The sequence below is a fragment of the Nonomuraea terrae genome, assembly GCF_044465245.1.
In the GTDB taxonomy this organism is placed as follows: domain Bacteria; phylum Actinomycetota; class Actinomycetes; order Streptosporangiales; family Streptosporangiaceae; genus Nonomuraea; species Nonomuraea terrae.
Genome location: NZ_JBITLL010000003.1, coordinates 486,047 through 505,643 on the forward strand (window position 1 = coordinate 486,047; position 19,597 = coordinate 505,643).

Below are 19,597 nucleotides of genomic sequence, written 5' to 3' on the forward strand. Positions count from 1 at the left end.
AATAGCCGGTTACACGGAGGTGCGCATGGACGTGATGTGGTCGTCGCTGGCCTGGCCCGGCCTTGAGCACGTCCGATGGACGGAAGGCGACGGTCCGCACGCGGACGGCCTGGCCGTGCACGAGTTGCCGGGCGGGCCGGCGCGCGTCGCGTACCGGCTCACCGCCGACGAGGGCGGGCGCACCCGGCGCCTGTCGGTCGAGGTCGGCGGGCGCGCCCTGGTCATCGCCGGCGACGGCCGGGGAGCCTGGACCGACGCGGGCGGCCGGCCGCTGCCCGGCCTGTCCGGCTGCGTGGACGTCGACATCTCCACGACGCCGCTGACCAACACCCTGCCGATCCGCAGGCTCGGCCTCGCTCCGGGAGCCGCCGCCGACCTGCTCGTGGTCTACGTCGACGTTCCCGACCTGGAGCCGCGCGCGGTGACCCAGCGCTACACGTGCCTGGGGCGCAGTGGGGCGGTGACGGTGTACCGCTACGAGTCGGGGTCGTTCCGGGCCGACATCACCGTGGACGACCACGGGCTCGTCGTCGACTACCCCGGCCTCTGGCGACGGTCCCGCTGAGGGAGAGAACACATCACATGACGCTCTCCCCGATCCTGCACGCCACCGGGCCGCATCCGGGCACCGCCGAGCAGCTCATGCTGTTCGGGCAGTTCGTCGGCACGTGAGACCTGGTCGTCGAGTTCTTCGACGACGCCGGGATCCGCGTCTGTCGCGAACCCGGCGTCCGGACCTTCGGCTGGGTCCTCGACGCTCACCTATCCGCCCGCCGGCGGCCCCTCCGGCGAGGGTCCGACCAGGTACGGCTCGCCGTCAACGGCCGCGGCTGTCTGCGCCGCGACGAGCGCAAACTCACCGTGCGGCCGTCGCCGCTGTGTACGTCTACCGCAACGGCGTGGCCTGCCGGCCGCCCGGCGACTTACGTGTCCGAGGCCGCCGCCGCGGGCGCCCGACCCGACCGCCCTGGTGGAGCGGGAGGCCGCCGACTTCATCGCCCTGCTCGGCCCGGCTGGGCGGCGACCGCATCGCCGACGTCGCCCCGGCCGGCGGCCGCCACCTCCTCGATCCCGTGCCCCGGGCCAACGGCCGCATCGTGAACGTCAGGGTCCGGGCGGCCGCAACGCCATTATCGCGATGTCGTCCTTCGCCGCCATGCTCATCCGGGTGAGAAGCTGGTCGCACAGGACGTCGAGGGGTTCGCGGGCTAGCGAGGCGGCGTTCTCGAGCAGGCAGGCCGGGCCCTCGTCGAGGTGCTCGCCGGGGTGCTCGATCAGACCGTCGGTGTAGAGCAGCAGGGTGCTGCCCCGGGGCAGGGGCGCTACGGTGCTGGACCGGGGCCAGTCGTCGAGCAGGCCGAGCAGGGGATCGGCGGCGCCTTCCAGGTAGCGGGCCTCGCCGTGCCTGGTGACCAGCAGCGGCGGTGGATGTCCGGCCACGGCGTAGGTGAGCCGCCACTCTCCGTCTGCTGGGTGCTCCAAGCGGGCGAGCACGCAGGTGGCCGTGACCTCGCCGTACAGCGACTCCGTGGCGACGTTGAGACGGCGCAGGATGTCGCCGGGCGGCTCGTCGCGGTCCATGGCGAGCCCTCTGAGCATGTTGCGGAGTTGGCTCATGGTCACCGCGGCAGCCAGATCGTGCCCGGCCACATCGCCGATGGTGAGGATGGCCGAGCCGTCGCGAAGCCGGAAACAGTCGTACCAGTCGCCGCCGACCTCGGCGGCCGTGGTGCTGGGCCGGTAGCGGGCGATGATCTCCAGGCCGGGCACCTGGGGCGGGTCAGGGAGCAGATAGTGCTGGAAGGCGAGGGCCACGCGCTGGGTGCGCTGGAACCGCCTGGCGTTGCTGAGGTGGGCGTGTGCGTGGTCGACCAGCCGGTTCAGCAGGTCGACGTCGGCTCCACTGATCGGCTCCCGATCGCCGCAGATCACCGCGTCGAAGACGGCCGCCACCGCGCCGTCGACGATCACCGGAAGCAGGGCCATGCTGTTGATCCCGTTGGCCCTGAACCACTCCGCTGCCCCGGGCGGCGCCAGGCCGGGCGGCGCTTGACCTGGTGGGAAGACTCTGTGCACCGGCTGCCTGGTCCTGACGGCCTCGACGAAGCCGCAGTCGCTTTCCAGGGAGATCGTGCCAGGTCTGACGGGGGGCTGTAGGTCGTCCCCTTCCCGCACGATGCTCACGAACCGCTCGACGACCAGCGGGTGGGGTGGCTCTCCGTCGAACTCGGGAAGGAGGTAGATCCCGCACGCGTCGGCCACGTTGGGCACGATGACGTTGGTCAGCATGCGCAGGACCTCATCCGGATCCGCCATGGTGGCGGTCGCCGCGGCGGCCTGGTCGAGCAGCCTTTTGTGCCGTTCCTCCTGCCACTCCTGTTCGACGTCGGAGCAGGCGCCGACCCACTCGATCACCGTGTCGTCCTCGATCACGGGTACGGCGCGCGTTCTGACGTGCCGGTAGTTCCCGTCAGCCATCCGCACCCGTGCGACGTTGTCGAACAAGCGCATGGTGCGCGACGCCGCGGCCCACTCGTCCTTGACCGCCCCCCGGTCCTCGGGGTGTACGGCGCGGAGATAGCCCATGCCGCGGGTCTCGTTCCAGGTCTGCCCGGTCATCCGCTGCCAGCCGGGGCTCGGCTCGATCGCCTGCGTGTTGGCGTCCGTCACCCACACGACCTGCGTGTCGATCTGCAGGAGGCTCTGGTAGCGCTGCAGGAACCTGCGCCGGCTCTCGGCGATCGATTCGATCATGCGGGCTGAGTGGACCCGGTCGGTGACCTCCATGACCATCATGAGCACGCCCGTCCTGCCGCGGCCTAGCGAGACCTTGGAGATGCTGATCGAGGCGTAGCGCTCCTGTCCCTGGTTGCCCAGTTCGAAGGGCACCTCCCTGAGGGAGAGCGACTCCCCGGTGGTGTAGACGTGGTCGAGCTGGGAGAAGTAGCTGCTCTGGAGGAGATCGCGGAGCGCCTCGCGGAAGGGCACGTCGAGTGAGCGGTCGCCGAAGATGGTCCGGTAGGCGTCGTCGGTGTAGATGAGCCGGTGGTCCGGGCCGCTGGTGACGGCCACCCCGACAAGAGCAGGAGAAAAGACGTCCAGCGCCAGTCCGCCGGACGTGTTCTCCTCCACCTTCTGAGCCATCAGCGCTCCCCCCCAGCCCCTTTGCCCACGCCGATCGAATGGCCCGCCGTGGTCGCGGCGAGCGAATCACCCCACGCCAACCCGACCATCCAGCAAAAAGACATACCGGGCAAAGTACTCATTAGTACTGATAACGCTAACATCGCGGTGACGCGGCGGCCAGGCCCAGCTGGTCAACATGCTGACCAACTCCTTCGACATCCTCGCCGACGTCGACGACGACCGGCCCGTCGTCAAGCCGCAGTCACACGGCGGTGTCACGTAGGACAGCGGCTCTGCCCGTCCACCTGCTCGTGCGGAACCTCGATGCGGCAGCCGTCGCCTTCCCGCCCTACCCCGATGCCGCTCGGCCTCAGCCACTCCCCGGGCGGCCGCGCCCGGCACGCAACGTGAGCCCGCTTCCTTCCACGGTGCCGGCAGGCGCCATGCCGAAGTCGTCAATGACCATGTTGCCGTTCTGGTCGAAGACCTCGACGGTGGGCGCTCAGACGGTGACCTCCGCCGTGACGGGAGACACCGTGATCTCGGCGGAGCCCGAGCCTGACGGCACACTCGACCGCCGGCGGTTCGCCGACATCACCCCCGGCGGTTTCCGCTGGATCGGGCGCGAGTCCGCCGACGGCGGAGCCACCTGGAACCTGCGCCGGCGCATGACCGCGACCCGCCGGGGCGCCCGACCTCGTCGGGGTGTTCGGGGAGACCGGTTCCGCCGGGAGCGGCGCGGATGCCAGGTGAGACGGGTCCGGTTCCGCCGGCGACAGCGCGGATGCCAGGTGAGACGAGACCGGTTCTGTCGGGAGCGGCGCGGGTGTGGGGTGCGGACCCGTATGATCTTCGCCAATCGGGGCGATACCGCTGAGAGGTCATGTGTTCGGGATCATCCGGCCGTGCGGTGAGCACGGCTGCCCGTCGCTGCGTGAGGCGTGGCGGGCCCATCTGTGTGGTCTGTGCCTGACGTTGCGCGACGGCCATGGGCAGGGCGCACGGCTGGCGACCAACTACGACACGCTGATCATCTCGGTGCTCACCGAGGCCCAGCTCCCGTCGGCGGCGCCGCGCCGGACGGCGGGACCGTGCGCGTTACGGGGCTTCCGCGGCGCCGAGGTGGTGGACGCGCGGGCGAGCGGCGCCCGGCTCGCGGCCGGGGTGTCGCTCGTGCTGGCCGCCGGCAAGATCCGCGACCACGTCGCCGACGGCGACGCCGGCCGCGCCACGGCCGGGGCGCGGACGCGACTGGCGGCTCGCTGGGAGAAGGCCGGCGCCCGCCTGGCGGCCGAGGTCGGCTTCGACACGACGCCCCTCGCCGCGACGGTCACCCGCCAGCTGGCCCTGGAACGCGCGTTCGCAGCCCGTGGTCACGAAACGGCGGTGCTCGAACGGGCCGCGCCGCCGGTCGCCGCGGTGCCGGAGCCGACGGAGGAAGCGGTCGCCGGAGCGGCGGAGGCGGCGCTCGCCGGAGCCCGGCAACCGGCGCGGGAGGCGGTCGCCGGGGTGCTGGAGCTGACGGCGCCGGCCGAGGAGGCGGTCGCGGCGGCGTTCGCGCACACGGCGGTGCTGGCCGGCCGGCCGGAGAACGCCGCCGCGCTGGCCGAGGCGGGCAGGTTCTTCGGCCGCATCGCGCACCTGGTGGACGCGTACGAGGATCGGGCGGAGGACGACGCCCGCGGGGCGTTCAACCCGCTGACCGCCACCGGCACCACGCCGGAGGAGGCGCGGCGGCTGTGCGACGACGCCGCCCACGGCCTTGCCCTGGCGCTCGCCGAGGTGCGCTTCGAGGAGCGCCACCTGGTGGACGCGCTGCTCGGCGCCGAGGTGCGCCGGGCGGTGGACCGCGCGTTCCGCCCCGCCGCCGACCTGCGCCGGCGACCCGGCTGGATCCGCAGGTCGGCGGCCGGCACGGCGATCTTCCTCACCTGCGGGCTGTGGCGGCCGGAGTGGAGCACGCTGGCGGGCGAGTCCTGGGACGAGCGCTGCTACGTCTGCCGATACGGCGACTGCTGCAGCAACTGCGGGGACTGCTGCTCCTGCTGCAGTTCGGACGGCTGCTGCTGCGACGGCTGCAGCTGCTCCTGCTGCGACTGAGACGACGCCCGAGACAGCGACCCAGACTGCGACCCAGACAGCGACCCAGACAGCTCCGGCCGCCTCCGGCGGGTCAGGGGCGCAGCAGCACGGGCAGGGCCCGGTGGCCGTTGGCGATGAAGGAGTCCAGAGGCGTCAGTTCGTCCGCGGGGACGGCGAGGGCCAGGTCGGGGAACCGGTCGAACAGGGCGGGCAGGGCGACGCCGGCTTCGAGCCTGGCCAGCGGAGCACCCACGCAGTAGTGGACGCCGTGGCCGAAGGACAGATGGTCGCGCCGGGTGGGACGGGTCAGGTCGAAGCGGCCGGCATCGTCCCCGTGCTGCGCCGGGTCGCGTCCGGTGGCGGCGTAACCGGCGAGGATGGGCTCCCCCTCGCGGATCACGACGTCACCGAGGGGGATGTCCTCGGTCGCGTACCGCAGGGGCAGGTTGGCCACCGGCGGCTGCCAGCGCAGCGTCTCGTCGATCACGTCCTCCCACGAGGCCTGACCGGCACGGGCGAGGGCGAACTGGGCAGGATGGGTCAGCAGAGCCACGACGGCGTTGCCGATGAGGTTGACGGTCGTCTCATGACCGGCCGAGATCATCAGGAAGAGGGTGTCGATCAGCTCGGCTTCGCTGAGGCGTGAGCCGTCCCCCTGCTCGTCGCGTGCGGCGATCAGGTCGCTGGTCATGTCGTCGCCGGGGTTGCCGCGTTTCGACGCGACCAGGCCGCCCAGGACCTCGTAGGCATGGCGCAGGGTGCCCATGGCCTGCTCCGGGTCCGCGGAGGTGTGGAAGACGCCGTCGACGATCCGGCGCAGATCCCCTCGCGCGCTGTCGGGGAGGCCGAACATCTCGCCGATCACCCGGGTGGGCAGCTGGTAGGCGAACTCTTCGCGCAGATCGACCGGCTCACCCGCCGCGGTGCCGGCGAGCGTGCCGAGCAGCTCCTCGGTGATCTCCTCGATACGCGGGCGCAGGGCCATGGTGCGGCGGGCCGTGAACGCCTTGGAGACCAGTGAGCGCAGCCGCCGGTGCTCGGAGCCGTAGGCGGTGAACATGTTGTCCACCGCCACCCAGGAGTAGAGCACCCAGTCCGGAGTGATCTTCCCGGACATGTAGGCCGGCCAGTGACGGCGTGGATCCTTGGAGACGCGCGGATCGGCCAGGAGCTGCTTGAGGGATTCGTGCCGGGTTATCGCCCACGCGGTCACCCCGCCGGGCAGTTCCACCCGGGTCGCCGGGCCGGTGCCACGGATGCGGGCGGCCTCACCGTGGATGTCACGGCCGGTGGGGTCTAAGGGGATGGCGGTGCCGAACGATTCCACAGACTCTCTCCAGGTGTCTTCGCGTACGGCGGACAGGCGGGAAAGCTTGGTGCGGAAGTGCAGGTGTGACGGCGGCCGGCGGCCACGATCCACGATGTCATGACTCACCACCATCGGTCATGCCCGCGAGTCAGCAAATCTTTCCGTGAGGGGTCAGGCGTTCATCCACTCGGGAACGTCGTCGAGCAGGTCGCCCAGTTCGTCGAGCAGTTCGTCCCCGACCGCGGCTCCGGCCCGCGCGAGCTCCTCCACCTGCCGGCACAGCTCGGCCTCGCGGACCGCGCCGACGGTCGCGCACGCGCCCTTCAGCCGGTGCGCCAGCTCGGCCGCCAGCGCCCGGTCGCCGTCGCGCAGCGCCTGCCGCAACTCCGCGAGCGTCTTCCCTGCCGTCCCCCGGTACGCCTGCGCGACGTCCGCCAGCGCCTCCGGCGACAGCCCCGCCAGCTCGGGCGGCAGCCCGGCCGACGCCGCCCACTCCGGGATCCTGGCCAGCACCCGCTGCCAGTCGACCGGCTTGGCCAGGTGGTCGTCCATGCCCGCCTCCAGGCACCGGATCCGGTCGTCCGGCATGGCGGCGGCGGTCATCGCGATGATCGGCGTGTGGACCTCCTCGCGGGTCCTGATCTCCTCGGTGGCGGCCAGGCCGTCGAGCACCGGCAGCTGGCAGTCCATGAACACCAGGTCGTACCCGCCGGCCAGCACCGCCCGCACCGCCTGGGCGCCGTCCTCGACCACCTCGACCTCGTGCCCGGCCTGTTCGAGGACGAGCAGCGCGACCTGCCTGCTCACCTCGTCGTCCTCGGCCACGAGGATGCGCGCTCCCCCGCCGCCGGCCTCGGCGCCCTCCAGCGGCTCGCCGGGGCTCTCGCCGTCGCCGAGGGCGTTCTCCACGGCGGCGAGCAGGCGGCGGCGGCTGAGCGGCCGGGTGATCGACTGCACGTGCCGCTCCCCCGCGCCGCCCGGCCAGGCGAAGCCGGAGCGGCCCGGCGTGACGACCACGACGACGCTGGTGGCCTGGAACGCCGGGTCGGTGAGGATGGCGTGGGCGAGCGAGCTCGTGCCCGGCTCAGGGGCGGCGCCGAGGTCGAGGGCGACCACCGCCAGTTCGTACGGCTCCCCGCCCGCGGCGGCGGCCCTCAGCAGTGCCAGAGCCGACTCCTCGTCCCTGCTCTGCGCCACCTCCAGCCCGGCCTCGGTCAGGAAGCGCGCGGCCAGCGCGCGGTCCTCCGGGCGCGGGTCGGCGACGAGCGCGCGCCGTCCTTCCAGCGTCTCGTGCTCCGGCTCGGTCCAGGTCAGGACGTCGACCGGCAGCGTCACCCAGAACCGGCTGCCCACGCCCTCGACGCTGTCCAGCCCGATCCGGCCGCCCATCAGCTCGACGAGCTGCCGGCTGATGGCCAGGCCGAGGCCGCTGCCGCCGGTGCGGCGGGTGATGGCCGAGTCGACCTGGCGGAAGACGCCGAACACCCGCTCGCGGTCCTCCGGCCCGACCCCGATGCCGGTGTCGGCGACCGCGAACCTGAGCACCGCCCGGTCCTCCCCCGGCCCGCCGTCCTCCATGGCGACGTGCAGGTCGACGCCGCCCTGGAAGGTGAACTTGAGCGCGTTGCCGACGAGGTTCGTCAGCACCTGGCGCAGCCGTTCCGGATCGCCGCAGACCTGGCGCGGGACGCCCTCCTCCAGCCGGAGCGTCAGCCACAGCCCCTGCTCGTACGCGCGCGGCGCGAACGGCGCCACCACCTCGTCGCACAGTCGCGGCAGGTCGAACGGCACCTCGTCGACCTGCAGGTGGCCCGCCTCGATGCGGGACAGGTCGAGGAAGTCGTCGAGCAGGCGCAGCACGTTGTGCGCCGCGGACTGGGCGGTGCCGGCGTAGTACCGCTGCTCGTCGTCCAGGCGGGTGCCCATGAGCAGCGAGTTCATGCCGAGCACGCCGTTGATCGGCGTGCGGATCTCGTGGCTGATCTTGGCCACGAACTCGGACTTCGCGCTGGAGGCACTGACGGCCTCGTCACGGGCGGCGGCCAGCTCGGCGGCGTACCTGGCCAGGGTGGCCTGGGCGCGGCGGCGGCCGCGGGTGCTGTGGATCTGCAGGCCGAGCCCGATGAGGATGAGCAGCGCGAGCAGGGCGGCGACGGTGAGCACGTTCGCCCGCACCTGCTCGGCCTCGGCCAGCGCCTCGGCGGCCGACACCTCCGCGGTGACCGTCCAGCCGATGCTCGGGATGGGCTCGGAGGCCGACAACACCGTGCCGTCGATGCCGCGGAAGTCGCCGCTCCACGCCTGCCCGGCCAGGGCGGCGTCCACGCGCGGGTCCTCGCGCAGCGAGGTGAGGGCGAACAGCTTCCTGCCGGGGTCGGCGACGAGCACGCCGGCCCGGTCGGTGATGAGCAGGCGGATGTCCTGCGCGTCGGCGGCCTCCTCGGCGAACTCCTGGATGGCGTCGAGGCTGTAGACCACCGTGAGCATGCCGAGCATGCGGGTGCCGTCGGCGCTCGGGATGGGCGCGGCCACGGCGACGGCCCGCGACACCCCGACCATGGTCGGCGTGTACGCCTGCGACACGTGGGCCCGGGGCCGGTCGCGTACGGCGCGGTACCAGTCGGTGCTGACGATGTCCTGGGGCAGCACGCTCGGCGGCTCACCGCCCAGCATGTCGCCCTCCGGCGAGATCATGATCAGGCCGCTGACGCCGTCGCGCATCCGCTCGAGCTCGGCCAGCCAGTCACGCAGCACGCCGGGGCGCGGGCCGCCCACGGCCTCGCGCACCTCGGGCCGCTGGGCGAAGGCGGTGACGAGCTGGGTGAGCGAGCTCATCTGCTGGTCGACGACGACCCGGCTGACGGACGCGGTGGTCTTGACCCGGTCCGTGACCTCCTCGCGCACCGCCTGCTCCGACAGGGAGATGCTGGAGGAGGTGAGCAGCGCCAGAGGCAGCAGACCGAGCAGCGTCCACAGGGCCGTCACCGCGAGCAGCCATCGCACCGCCGTCCATCCTTTCCCGACCCGGACTCTTGGGTATCAGGTTAGGAGCAAAAGGTGCTGAGCGCCCTTTTCCGCTGAGCACAACGAGCAAAAGTCGAAATAATCGAATAAAGCGCATCTAAGCTGAAACTATCTGCCATAGGGATGAGGAGCGTGGCTGTGCCTGAGTTCAGGGACATCACCGTTCTGATCGTGGACGACGACCCGGTCATCACGACGACGCTGAAGCATCAGGTCGGAAAGGTCCCCGGGTTCAGGGTGGTGGCGATCGCGCCCAACGGTCAGACGGCGCTCGACGCGGCCGCCCGCTTCGCGCCCCGGCTCGTGCTGCTCGACCTCCACCTTCCGGACATGACCGGCCTCGAGGTGGCGCACCGGTTACGCCACCCCGATCGGCCGCCCACCGACGTCATCGTCATCTCCGGGCGCAAGGAGTCCGACACCGTACGCGCGGCCATCCAGCGCGGCGCCCTGTACTACCTCGTCAAACCGACCCGCGCGAGCACGCTGACGAACACCCTGCTGCGGTACGCGGACACCCTGGAGCGGCTCCAGCCGGGCTGCATGTTCGATGAGCAGCAGGAGATCGACGAGCTCTACCGCGCGATGCACCTCGACCTGGCCCGCCCCAAGGGCATCACGGCGGCGACCGAGCGGGCGGTGCTGGCCGCGCTGACCAACGTGGAGGCGGACGCCTCGGCCAACGAACTGGCGGCGATGGTCGGCGTCAGCCGCGCCACCGCCCAGCGCTATCTGGAGTACCTCGCCGGCCGCGGCCTGGTCGAGGGCGGCCCGAGGTACGGCCTCCCCGGCCGTCCCCAGCACCGGTACCGGGTGCGGTGAAGGCGCTGCGAGCACTGCTCGCCGCGGTGCTGTGCTGCCTGCTGCCGGTCGGCTGCGGCGAGGCGCAGGCGTTCCCCGAGGACTCCACGATGGCCCGCATCAGGGAGCGCGGGGTGCTGACCGTCGGCATCAAGTTCGACCAGCCGATGTTCGGCTACAAGGACCCGGCCAGCGGGCGGATCACGGGCTTCGACGCGGAGATGGCCCGGCTGGTGGCCAAGGACCTCACCGGCAGCGAGCGCAACGTCCGCTTCGTCGAGACCGTCTCGCGCGAGCGCGAGAACTTCCTGTCCCAGGGCGTGGTGGACGTCGTCATCGCCACGTACTCGATCACGCAGAAGCGCGCGAACCGGGTGACCTTCACCGACCCGTACTACTACACCGGGCAGGACCTGCTGGTCAGGGCGGGCGACTCGACCATCGAGAACGTGGGCGACCTGGAGGGCAAGACCGTCTGCACCGCGATCGGCTCGACCTCCGCCGACCGGCTCCGTTCCATGATCCCCCGGGCGGAGATCGAGATCGTCGACGCCTACAGCGTGTGCGTGCCTGCGCTGGTGGCCGAGCGGGTCGACGCCATCAGCACCGACGACACCATCCTGCTCGGGCTGCTCGCCCAGCATCCCGCCACGCTGCGGCTGGTCGGCAAGCCGTTCGGGCGGGAGCCGTACGGGATGGGCGTGCGCAAGGACGACACGGTCTTCCGCGACTACCTCAACGGGCTGATCGCCCGGTGGCTGCGCGACGGGCAGTGGGACCGCGCGTACATGGCGACCATCGGCGTCTCCGGCGTGACCTCGGACTCCTCCCGCCCGCCCACCCCCGAGCAGGACGGCACCTGACCTGACGCCCGACCAGAACGGGGGCGCAGGACCGGTGATGCCGCGCAGATCCCGATATGTGTACAAAGAGGCCATGCCGATCCCCCTTGGCCCCTTCCGTGGGCGTAGCATCGCCTCCCTCGCCCGTGACCTCCGCGCGGGCCGTACCTCCTCCGCCGAGCTGACCCGGCAGGCCATCGACGCGGTCGCCGCCCTCGACCCCGAACTGAACGCCTTCGTCACCGTCGACGCCTCCGGCGCGTCGGCCGCGGCACGGCGGGCCGACGAGGAGCTGGCCGCCGGCACCGACCGGGGGCCGCTGCACGGCGTGCCGGTCGCGGTCAAGGACCTCGTCCTGGTCGCCGGGCTGCCCGCGACCATGGGCTCGCGGCACTTCGCCGGTCACGTCGCCGGCTCCGACGCCGCCTGCGTGACCGGGTTACGCCGGGCGGGCGCGGTCATCGTGGGCAAGACGACGACGCACGAGTTCGCGTACGGGCCCACCGGCGACCGTTCGGCGAACGGGCCCTCGCGCAACCCGTGGGACGTCGCGCGCATGTCGGGCGGTTCCAGCGGCGGCAGCGCGGCGGCCGTCGCGGCGGGCCTGGTCCCGCTGGCGATCGGCACGGACACGGGCGGCTCCGTCCGTATCCCGTCCGCTCTGTGCGGGATCGCCGGGTTCAAGCCCGCGTACGGGGCCATCCCGGCGGACGGGGTGTTCCCGCTGTCGCGGACGTACGACCATGTGGGCGTGCTGGCGGGCGACGCCGCGGACTGCCTGCTCGCCTACGGCCGCCTGGCCCGGGACGGCGGCCCGGGCGAGGTGTCCGGGCCCGCGCGGGTGGCGTGGCTCGATCCCGCCGGGCTGTTCGACGGAGACCCCCGGGTGGCCCGCACCGTCAGGGAGGCGGCCGGGAGGGCCGGGGCCAAGGAGGAGGTGCGGCTGCCGGACGGCGCCGGCGAGGAGCTGCGGGAGACGTACACGATCGTGCAGAGCTGCGAGGCGGCGGCCGTGCACGCCGACCGGCTGGAGCGGGACCCCGGCCTGTTCGACCCGGAGGTGCTGGAGCGGCTGCGGGTGGCCGCCGAGTTGCCGGGCTGGCGGTACGTCCGCGCCATGGAGGCGCGCACGCGGCTGGCCGCCCTCACGGACGCGCTGTTCGCCCGGCACGACGTGGTGGCGCTGCCGACCGTGCCCATCGTCGCGCCGCCGCTGGACCGGCGCGAGATCGAGGTGGACGGCCGGCCGATCGCGGTCAGGCCCGCGCTGCTGTCCCTGACGAGCCCGTGGAACGTGCTCGGCCTGCCCGCCCTGACCGTCCCGGCGGGAACGGTGGACGGCCTGCCGGTCGGCCTCCAGCTCCTCTGCCGCCCCGGCCACGAGCCTCTGCTCTTCGACACCGCCGCCCTCGCCACCGGCTGACGGCCGCTCACACCCTCCCGCCTGTACGGACGCGCAGGCGGGAGGGCGTTCCGCCGGCCTCAGGTGCGGTGCCTCAGTGCGGGTTGCCTCAGTGCGGGTTGCCTCAGTGCGGGTTGCCTCAGTGCGGGTTGTTCGCGTGGGTGAGGGTCTCCCAGGCGACGAACAGGTTGTTGGTCCCCGCGGGGCGCTGCCGTTCGGTCAGCGTCTGGGTGTTGGTCATCGGGATGCCCATCCGGTTGTGCAGGGCGTTGAAGCCGACCTCGGTGACCGGGCCCAGGCCGAGGGTGAGGTCACCGCGGCACAACCAGCTGGGCACGGCCGCGCCGAGCTGGTACTTGGCGTGGAAGCCGAGCCCGTGCCTGAGCCGTTCCGCCACCTCGGGGTAGAGGTCCTGGCCCTGGATGCGGGCGGTCTCCGCGATGTGCGAGATGGAGGCCAGACCGTAGCCGGTGTGGGTGAAGTCGCGGCAGGTCTCCTGGCTGAGACCGTCGACGAAGGTGGTCTGCTCGTGCCAGAAGCGGATGATCTCGTCGCGGGTGTCGACGCCCCCGACGGGCGGCGCGACCGGCAGCGCGCCGTCGGCGGTGATGTAGAGGAAGGCGGGCACGCGGGCGCGGAACTTGGCCACGGCCCGGTCGTAGGCGGCGCGGTCCTCCAGGAAGACGGCGATGCCGAGGGCCGCCTCCGTCATGGTCAGCTCCCAGTTGCCGTTGCTGCTGGAGCCGCCGGCGACCTCGGGCAGGTACACCTCGCGCAGCATCGTGGCGAAACGGCCGGCGTTGGGCCAGCCGGAGTAGGTGTGGCGGATGATCTCGGCGGCGCGCGGCCAGGTCGAGCCCGCCCAGCCGCTCTGCAGGGGCGCGTTGCTGTTGGTGTGCTCCTTGATCGTCGCGGACCAGGCGTCCATGATCGAGATCGCCTTCTCGGCGTACCTGCTGTCGCGGGAGATGTACCAGCGCAGCGCGAGCGTGTACGCGGCCAGGGCGTCCTCGCGCTCGTCGGTGCAGCCGTTGTTCGGGTTGGAGTAGGAGCCGCACTCGACGATCGCCCGAGGGCTCGGGGTCCTGGTCAGGGAGGCGTACCGGCTGGCGTTCATCTGGTCGTAGGCGGCTTTCCACGGTTGCTCGTTCGCCTGGACCTTGGCCCGCACGAAGTCGAGCTGAGGCCGGCTGACGAGCACGCCGGGATGGGTGAAGGTGGCGGGAGCGGCCTCGGCCGGGCCGCCGGGCAGCCCGGTGACCAACGCTGCCACCAGCGCGGACACGGAAAGGAGGACACGGCTGCGCATGGGGGGAGTCCCTTCGTCCACGTACGTGTGCGGAATGAACCTGAGCGGCTTGCGGACGATGGCGAACCTAAGCGCCCCGCGTATTCCCGGTCAAGCTTTTCTGTTTGTAAACTTTACTATTGACTGGAGATCCCGAGGACGGAGCGTCGATCACTGTGTGCTCACCAGTAACTCCCGGTCCACCTGAGCCGTCTACCGTGCGCGCATGAAGATCCGCAGGTTACTCGCGACCGTGCTGTCCGGCGTCCTCGCCGGGGGTACGTTCGCCGTCGTGCTGACCCAGATCCCGCCCGCCGCGGCCGAGCGCCGCGGCCAGGCCCCGCTCGTGATCGGCCACCGCGGCGCCAGCGCCCTCCGGCCCGAGCACACCCTGCTGTCGTACGAGGCCGCCATCGCCATCGGCGCCGACTACATCGAGCCCGACCTCGTCTCCACCAAGGACCACGTGCTGGTCGCCCGGCACGAGAACGAGATCTCCGGCACGACCGACGTGGCCGAGCATCCCGAGTTCGCCGGCCGGCGCACCACCAAGACCATCGACGGCCGGCCGGTCACCGGCTGGTTCACCGAGGACTTCACGCTGGCCGAGCTGAAGACGCTGCGCGCCAAGGAGCGCGTGCCCGATCTGCGGCCGGACAACACCGCGTTCGACGGGCTGGCCGAGATCCCGACGTTCGAGGAGGTCGTGAAGCTCGCGCTGCGGCACGGCGTCGGCGTCATCCCGGAGACCAAGCACCCGACCTACTTCGACTCCATCGGCCTGTCGCTGGAGGAGCCGCTGCTCGACGTGCTGAACGAGTACCGCGTGCGCGAGGCGTACATCCAGTCCTTCGAGACCGCGAACCTGCGCGACCTGAGCAAGAGGACGAGGCTGCCGCTGGTGCAGCTGGTCACGTTCGGCGGCGCGCCGTACGACTGGGTCGCCGCCGGCAGCACGCGCACGTACGACGACATGGTGACGCCCGCCGGGCTGCGCGAGGTCGCCGAGTACGCCGACGTGATCGGCGCGGACACCCGCCGCGTGGTGCCCCAGGACGCCGAGGGCAGGACCACCCAGCCCACCTCGCTGGTCCGCGACGCTCACCGCAGGGGCCTCGACGTGCACGTCTGGACGGTGCGCAACGAGAACTCGCAGCTGCCCGCCGACTACCGGCTCGGCGACCCGGCGAGCCCCGTCCACCCGCGCGCGACCGGCGACGTGATGCGCTGGATCTCGACGCTGGTCGAGCAGGACGTGGACGGCCTGTTCTGCGACGACCCCGGCATGTGCCGCGCCGTCGTGGCGCGGCTGTCGGCGTAGCTCGCGTCCTGGCTCACGTACGGCGCCAGCGGGACTCGCCGAAGCAGTAGCCGGCGAACAGCAGCACCCCCAGCGCCACCGCCACCAGCAGCCACGGACCGGCGGGCGTGTTCGCGAACTCCCGCAGTGTCGCGTCGATGCCGCCCGCCTCCTCCGGGTCGTGGGTGATCGCCGCCTGGACGACGAAGATCCCGGCCAGTGCGGCGATCACTCCCCTGGCCACGTACCCGCCGAGCCCCAGCCGGTCCATCACGGTTCGGGCTCGCGGGGACATCCGCCCGCGGTCGAGCTCCTCCCTGAACCCCTTCGTGACGCCCTGCCGCACCCAGTAGACGCCGAGCACCACGAGGGCGAGGCCGATCACGCCCACGATGACGGCGCCGGCGGGCAGGGCGAGCAGCTTGGCGGTCAGGTCCTGCGACTTCTGGTCGTCGGAGGGCGCCCCGTGCGCGGTCAGCACGCTCAGCAGGGTGAAGAAGACCAGCACGTAGACGCCGGTACGCGCCACCGACTCGACCCGGTCCAGCGCCTTGCCGCCGCCGAACACCGCCTCGGAGGCCTGCCACAGCGCCAGCGCGGCGAACCCGGCGGCCATGACCCACAGCAGCACGGCCCCGAACGGCAGGCCGGCCAGCGTGGAGATCGCGCCCGACTTGTCCGCCTCCTGCGAGGTGTCACCGAACGCGATCTGCACCGCCACGATGCCGATCAGCGCGTACAGCACCCCGCGGCACGCCAGGCCCACCCTGGTCAGCACCTCCATCGGCCGGCTGCCGGCCGCCCGCCGGGTCGCGGCCTTCGCCTCGCGGCCCGCCTGTTCCGCTGTGTTCGCCATGATCACCATTCCTCGATGAGGTCTGCAGGGACCACGAGTGCCCCGGAAACGGCGGTCTAGGCGTCGCAGGCCAGGTGTCGCGGGGCTTTTCGCTGGTTACATTCACTGCGTGACGCAGGATCAGCACGGCCTGGCGATGACGGGCGCGGGGTCCGCCGCGGCCCGCCACTACGACCGGGCGATCGACGAGTTGCTGCACTTCCGCGCCGAGGTGGACGCCGAGGCCCGCGCCGCGCTGGCCGAGTCGCCCGACTTCCCCATGGGCAACGTCCTGGCGGCGTACCTGGGGCTGCTGACCACCGAGGTGGAGGACGCGCGCACGGCGCGGGTGCGATTCGGGGCGTTCCGCCGCAGGATCGACGAGAGCCGGCTGCCGCCGCGCGAGCGCGCCCACCTGGCGGCCGTGGGGGCGCTGCTCGACGGCGACTTCCTGACCTGCGGGGCGCGGCTGGCCGAGATCACCGTGGCGCACCCGCGCGACGCGCTGGCGCTGGCGGCCGGTCACCAGATCGACTTCTTCACCGGCGACGCCCGCATGCTGCGCGACCGGATCGGCGGGGCGCTGTCCGCCTGGCGCGAGGACGACCCCCACTTCGGCCACCTGCTCGGCATGTACGCCTTCGGCCTGGAGGAGGCCGGTCACTACGACCGGTCGGAGGAGGTGGGGCTGCGCGCGGTCGAGCTGAACCGGCGCGACGTGTGGGGCATCCACGCGGTGGTGCACACGTACGAGATGCAGGGGCGCTTCGGCGACGGCCTGCGTTACCTGGACGCGCGGGTGCCCGACTGGTCCACCGGGACGTTCTTCAACGTGCACAGCTGGTGGCACTACTGCCTGTACGCGCTGGAGGCCGGCGACGTGGACCGGGTGCTGGCGATCTACGACGCGGTGATGTCCGACGGGCAGTCCTGCATGGAGCTGCTGGACGCGGCGGCGCTGCTGTGGCGGCTGCACCTGGAGGGCTCCGACCAGACCGTACGCTGGCGGGCCCTCGCCGACGCCTGGCCGGTGCGGGTCGCCGAGCCGTTCTACGCGTTCAACGACATGCATGCCGTCATGTCGTACGTGGGCGCCGGGCGGCTGTACGACGCCGAGAAGCTGATCGCGGGGCGGGAGGCGTACGTGCGGGAGCCGCATCCTGGGGTGACGAATCACGACATGACGCTGCGCGTGGGGCTGCCGGTGTGCCGGGCGATCACCGCCTTCGGGCGCGGCGACTACGCGGCCGTGGTCGACCTGCTGTATCCGATCCGGCACCGGGTCGGCGAGTTCGGCGGCAGCCACGCGCAGCGTGACGCGGTGCAGCGCACGCTCCTGGAGGCGGCGCTGCGGTCCGGGCGGCATGACGTGGCGCGGGTGCTGGTGAGCGAGCGGGTGAACGTGCGCCCGTGCAGCCCGTACAACTGGCTCAAGCAGGCGGCGCTCGCGGAGTCGGCGGGCGACCGCGCCGCAGCGGCCCTGGCCCGCCGACAGGCCGCCACCCTCACCCGCACCGCCTTGGCCGACTGACCGGTCAGCCCCGGACGATCCGCCGTGCGCCGGCCGAACTGTCGGGGGCGGCGAGTAGGGTTCCAGCCATGGATCGCCAACTCACCCTGATGGTCGTGCACGCCCACCCCGACGACGAGTGCCTGAGCACCGGCGGCGTCCTGGCCCGCTACGCCGACGAGGGCGTCCGCACCGTTCTGGTCACCTGCACCAACGGCGAGCAGGGCGACGGCGACGGCGGTGTCAAGCCGGGCGAGCCGGGTCATGACGACGCGGCGGTGGCCAGGAAGCGCCTGGCCGAGCTGCGCGAGTCGGTCGCCCTGCTGGGCGTGGAGCATCTGGAGCTGCTCGGCTACCGCGACTCGGGCATGCAGGGCTGGGAGGGCAACGCCCACCCCGACGCGTTCGCGAAGGTCCCGGTCGACCAGGCCGCCGCCCGGCTGGCCGCGCTGATGGAGCGCTACCGCCCGCAGGTCGTGGTCACCTACGACGAGACGGGCGGCGGCGGATACGGCCACCCCGACCACGTCCAGACCCACCGCGTCACGGTGGCGGCCACCGAGCTGAGCGGCATCCCCGCCAAGCTCTACTACACGGCCATGCCCCGCTCGGCCATGAAGCAGATGTTCGAGCTGATGCGCGAGCAGGGCATCGACGTCGGCTTCACGCCGTCCGACGACTTCGGCACCCCTGACGAGCGCGTGACCACGCTCGTCGAGGTCTCCCCCTACGTCGAGCGCAAGCTCAAGGCGCTGCAGGCCCACGAAAGCCAGGGCGACAACATCTTCCTGTGGCAGATGCCGGAGGAGATCCGCCAGGCGGCGTTCTCCCGCGAGGCCTTCGAACGTGTCCTCAGCAAGGTCGACACTCCCGCCCACGAGGAAGACCTCTTCGCCGGCCTCCGCGACGGCTGACGAACGAAAAGCCGCCCCCGGACTGACCGACGCACAGACCGAGGAGCCGTCATCCCGACCTACGGGCACGCCGAGCGAGAAGACGTCGTTCCGGCCCCCGGGCGCAGAAGTCATTCCGCCCTGCGGGAGCGCAGGGCCTGCGTTTCTCCTTCGCCATGGTCATCAACTGAGATGAGGCACTCTTCTAGGTGATTCGGATCTACGCGCGGCACGGTCGTGGGTCCACGATCGTGCCACGCCATCGTTGCGGGGGGCATGGTGAACGACATATTCGACACCTATAACGCGACAGCACACCTGATTTTCGAAGAACCTACCTGCATCACCTGGATCGGTGGTCTGCCCTTGCCGGAATGCGTCCGCCTTTTCGGCGGGGATCCGCTCCAGACGCGGGAGGCTGATTTCCAGGACATATATGAGGAAGGCTACGACCTCGATCCCGACGAGCCGAGCGACGGCGCCATCCTGCTCGATCAGCAGGGCGATTGGGTGGTGGTGGTGGAGCCGACGAGCTACCGCGGAATCTCCTCCGCATTGTTGAAGCAGCTCTCCGTGAACGGAGCCGCCTTGAGCGTCTCCTGGACCGTCAACGTCGATGCCTACGTCAAGTGGGCCGAGCATGGCCATGTGCTCCATATCTTCGAACCGCCGGCCCTCGACACCGTGAACCCCGAGATGGCAGAGGTGGGCTGGGTCGTCGATCACGGTGTAGGTCTCAACGCATGGGATCAGAACTGGCTGGCGGCAACGCTGACGCTGGCGGAGAAAATCACCTCCGTTCGCCTCGGCCGGGCGTGGATGGAAAGGCCCCATGTGGGGGTGACCGTCGGTCCCAGGCCCTCGGCCTGACCCGGACGGGGCCCGGAACCCAGCATGACCTGGCCGGGCGTGTGAGGCGATCCTCGCGGAGCTGTGCGGAGGCGCCGATGACCAGCGCTGGTGCGTCCTCTACCGGGTAGCCACTCCGGCTGATCCCCTTCGAGGAACCATTCGAACCACCTGCCGCCGGCTCCAGCAGGTACATGGCACAGCCACTTCGTCCAGGCGAAACACCCCTGACACCACCACACGGGACAGACCGCCGAACACGCCCAAACGCCTCCACACCGGCTATGCCCCCATGAACATGACCCGCAGACGGACCGATCAGCGGTGGCCCGGCCC

Annotated in this window: 14 protein-coding genes; 9 read left to right on the forward strand and 5 right to left on the reverse strand. The window is 71.6% G+C overall.

Going from position 1 to position 19,597, the window contains the following annotated elements; translation table 11 throughout:
* The first annotated feature begins 25 nt into the window (after nt 1-25).
* Nucleotides 26-565 carry a putative glycolipid-binding domain-containing protein gene (locus ACIBP6_RS14725; protein WP_397052311.1) on the forward strand — a complete coding sequence of 180 codons (540 nt, stop codon included), beginning with the start codon at nt 26-28 and terminating at the stop codon, nt 563-565.
* 539 nt (nt 566-1,104) lie between these two features.
* Here the strand turns inward: ACIBP6_RS14725 and ACIBP6_RS14730 are convergent.
* On the reverse strand, nt 1,105-3,144 hold the full coding sequence (locus ACIBP6_RS14730) for a SpoIIE family protein phosphatase (RefSeq protein WP_397052313.1): 2,040 nt from the start codon (nt 3,142-3,144) through the stop codon (nt 1,105-1,107).
* 867 nt (nt 3,145-4,011) lie between these two features.
* On the opposite strand from ACIBP6_RS14730, the gene ACIBP6_RS14735 reads away from it, so the two are divergent.
* A complete protein-coding gene (locus ACIBP6_RS14735; RefSeq protein ID WP_397052315.1) occupies nt 4,012-5,226 on the forward strand; it encodes a DUF5685 family protein in 1,215 nt (404 codons plus the stop codon).
* A 73-nt stretch (nt 5,227-5,299) separates the two neighbouring features.
* Here the strand turns inward: ACIBP6_RS14735 and ACIBP6_RS14740 are convergent, their stop codons facing one another.
* Both ACIBP6_RS14740 and ACIBP6_RS14745 read right to left on the reverse strand, forming a co-directional pair.
* Nucleotides 5,300-6,535 (reverse strand): cytochrome P450, encoded by a 1,236-nt coding sequence (locus ACIBP6_RS14740; RefSeq protein ID WP_397052317.1) that lies wholly within the window; start codon nt 6,533-6,535, stop codon nt 5,300-5,302.
* Between the two features lie 153 nt (nt 6,536-6,688).
* Nucleotides 6,689-9,520 carry a hybrid sensor histidine kinase/response regulator gene (locus ACIBP6_RS14745; RefSeq protein WP_397052319.1) on the reverse strand — a complete coding sequence of 944 codons (2,832 nt, stop codon included), beginning with the start codon at nt 9,518-9,520 and terminating at the stop codon, nt 6,689-6,691.
* A 159-nt stretch (nt 9,521-9,679) separates the two neighbouring features.
* On the opposite strand from ACIBP6_RS14745, the gene ACIBP6_RS14750 reads away from it, so the two are divergent.
* The 3 genes from ACIBP6_RS14750 to ACIBP6_RS14760 all read left to right on the forward strand — a co-directional run bounded on the left by ACIBP6_RS14750 (nt 9,680) and on the right by ACIBP6_RS14760 (nt 12,607).
* Nucleotides 9,680-10,363, forward strand: a complete 684-nt coding sequence (locus ACIBP6_RS14750; protein ID WP_397052321.1) for a response regulator — start codon at nt 9,680-9,682, stop codon at nt 10,361-10,363.
* Nucleotides 10,360-11,205, forward strand: a complete 846-nt coding sequence (locus tag ACIBP6_RS14755) for a glutamate ABC transporter substrate-binding protein (RefSeq protein ID WP_397052323.1) — start codon at nt 10,360-10,362, stop codon at nt 11,203-11,205. The genes ACIBP6_RS14750 and ACIBP6_RS14755 overlap by 4 nt, the downstream gene beginning before the upstream one ends.
* Nucleotides 11,206-11,278: 73 nt before the next feature.
* Nucleotides 11,279-12,607 (forward strand): amidase, encoded by a 1,329-nt coding sequence (locus tag ACIBP6_RS14760; protein WP_397052325.1) that lies wholly within the window; start codon nt 11,279-11,281, stop codon nt 12,605-12,607.
* Nucleotides 12,608-12,725: 118 nt separating this feature from the next.
* Here ACIBP6_RS14760 and ACIBP6_RS14765 read toward each other — a convergent pair whose 3' ends face one another.
* The gene (locus ACIBP6_RS14765; protein WP_397052327.1) at nt 12,726-13,895 is read right to left on the reverse strand and encodes an alginate lyase family protein; all 1,170 of its coding nucleotides are present in this window, start codon (nt 13,893-13,895) and stop codon (nt 12,726-12,728) included.
* A gap of 205 nt (nt 13,896-14,100) precedes the next feature.
* On the opposite strand from ACIBP6_RS14765, the gene ACIBP6_RS14770 reads away from it, so the two are divergent.
* Entirely contained in the window at nt 14,101-15,195 is a 1,095-nt protein-coding gene (locus ACIBP6_RS14770) for a glycerophosphodiester phosphodiesterase (RefSeq protein ID WP_397052329.1), read from the forward strand.
* A gap of 13 nt (nt 15,196-15,208) precedes the next feature.
* Here ACIBP6_RS14770 and ACIBP6_RS14775 read toward each other — a convergent pair whose 3' ends face one another.
* Complete coding sequence (locus tag ACIBP6_RS14775) at nt 15,209-16,030, reverse strand: DUF1206 domain-containing protein (protein ID WP_397052331.1); 822 nt, start codon at nt 16,028-16,030, stop codon at nt 15,209-15,211.
* A gap of 109 nt (nt 16,031-16,139) precedes the next feature.
* Here ACIBP6_RS14775 and ACIBP6_RS14780 point away from each other — a divergent pair, with 109 nt between their 5' ends.
* The 3 genes from ACIBP6_RS14780 to ACIBP6_RS14790 all read left to right on the forward strand — a co-directional run bounded on the left by ACIBP6_RS14780 (nt 16,140) and on the right by ACIBP6_RS14790 (nt 19,282).
* Nucleotides 16,140-17,540, forward strand: a complete 1,401-nt coding sequence (locus tag ACIBP6_RS14780) for a tetratricopeptide repeat protein (RefSeq protein WP_397052333.1) — start codon at nt 16,140-16,142, stop codon at nt 17,538-17,540.
* Between the two features lie 68 nt (nt 17,541-17,608).
* Complete coding sequence (locus ACIBP6_RS14785; protein ID WP_132618814.1) at nt 17,609-18,433, forward strand: PIG-L family deacetylase; 825 nt, start codon at nt 17,609-17,611, stop codon at nt 18,431-18,433.
* Between the two features lie 255 nt (nt 18,434-18,688).
* A complete protein-coding gene (locus tag ACIBP6_RS14790) occupies nt 18,689-19,282 on the forward strand; it encodes a DUF6461 domain-containing protein (RefSeq protein ID WP_397052335.1) in 594 nt (197 codons plus the stop codon).
* Nucleotides 19,283-19,597: the final 315 nt, after the last annotated feature.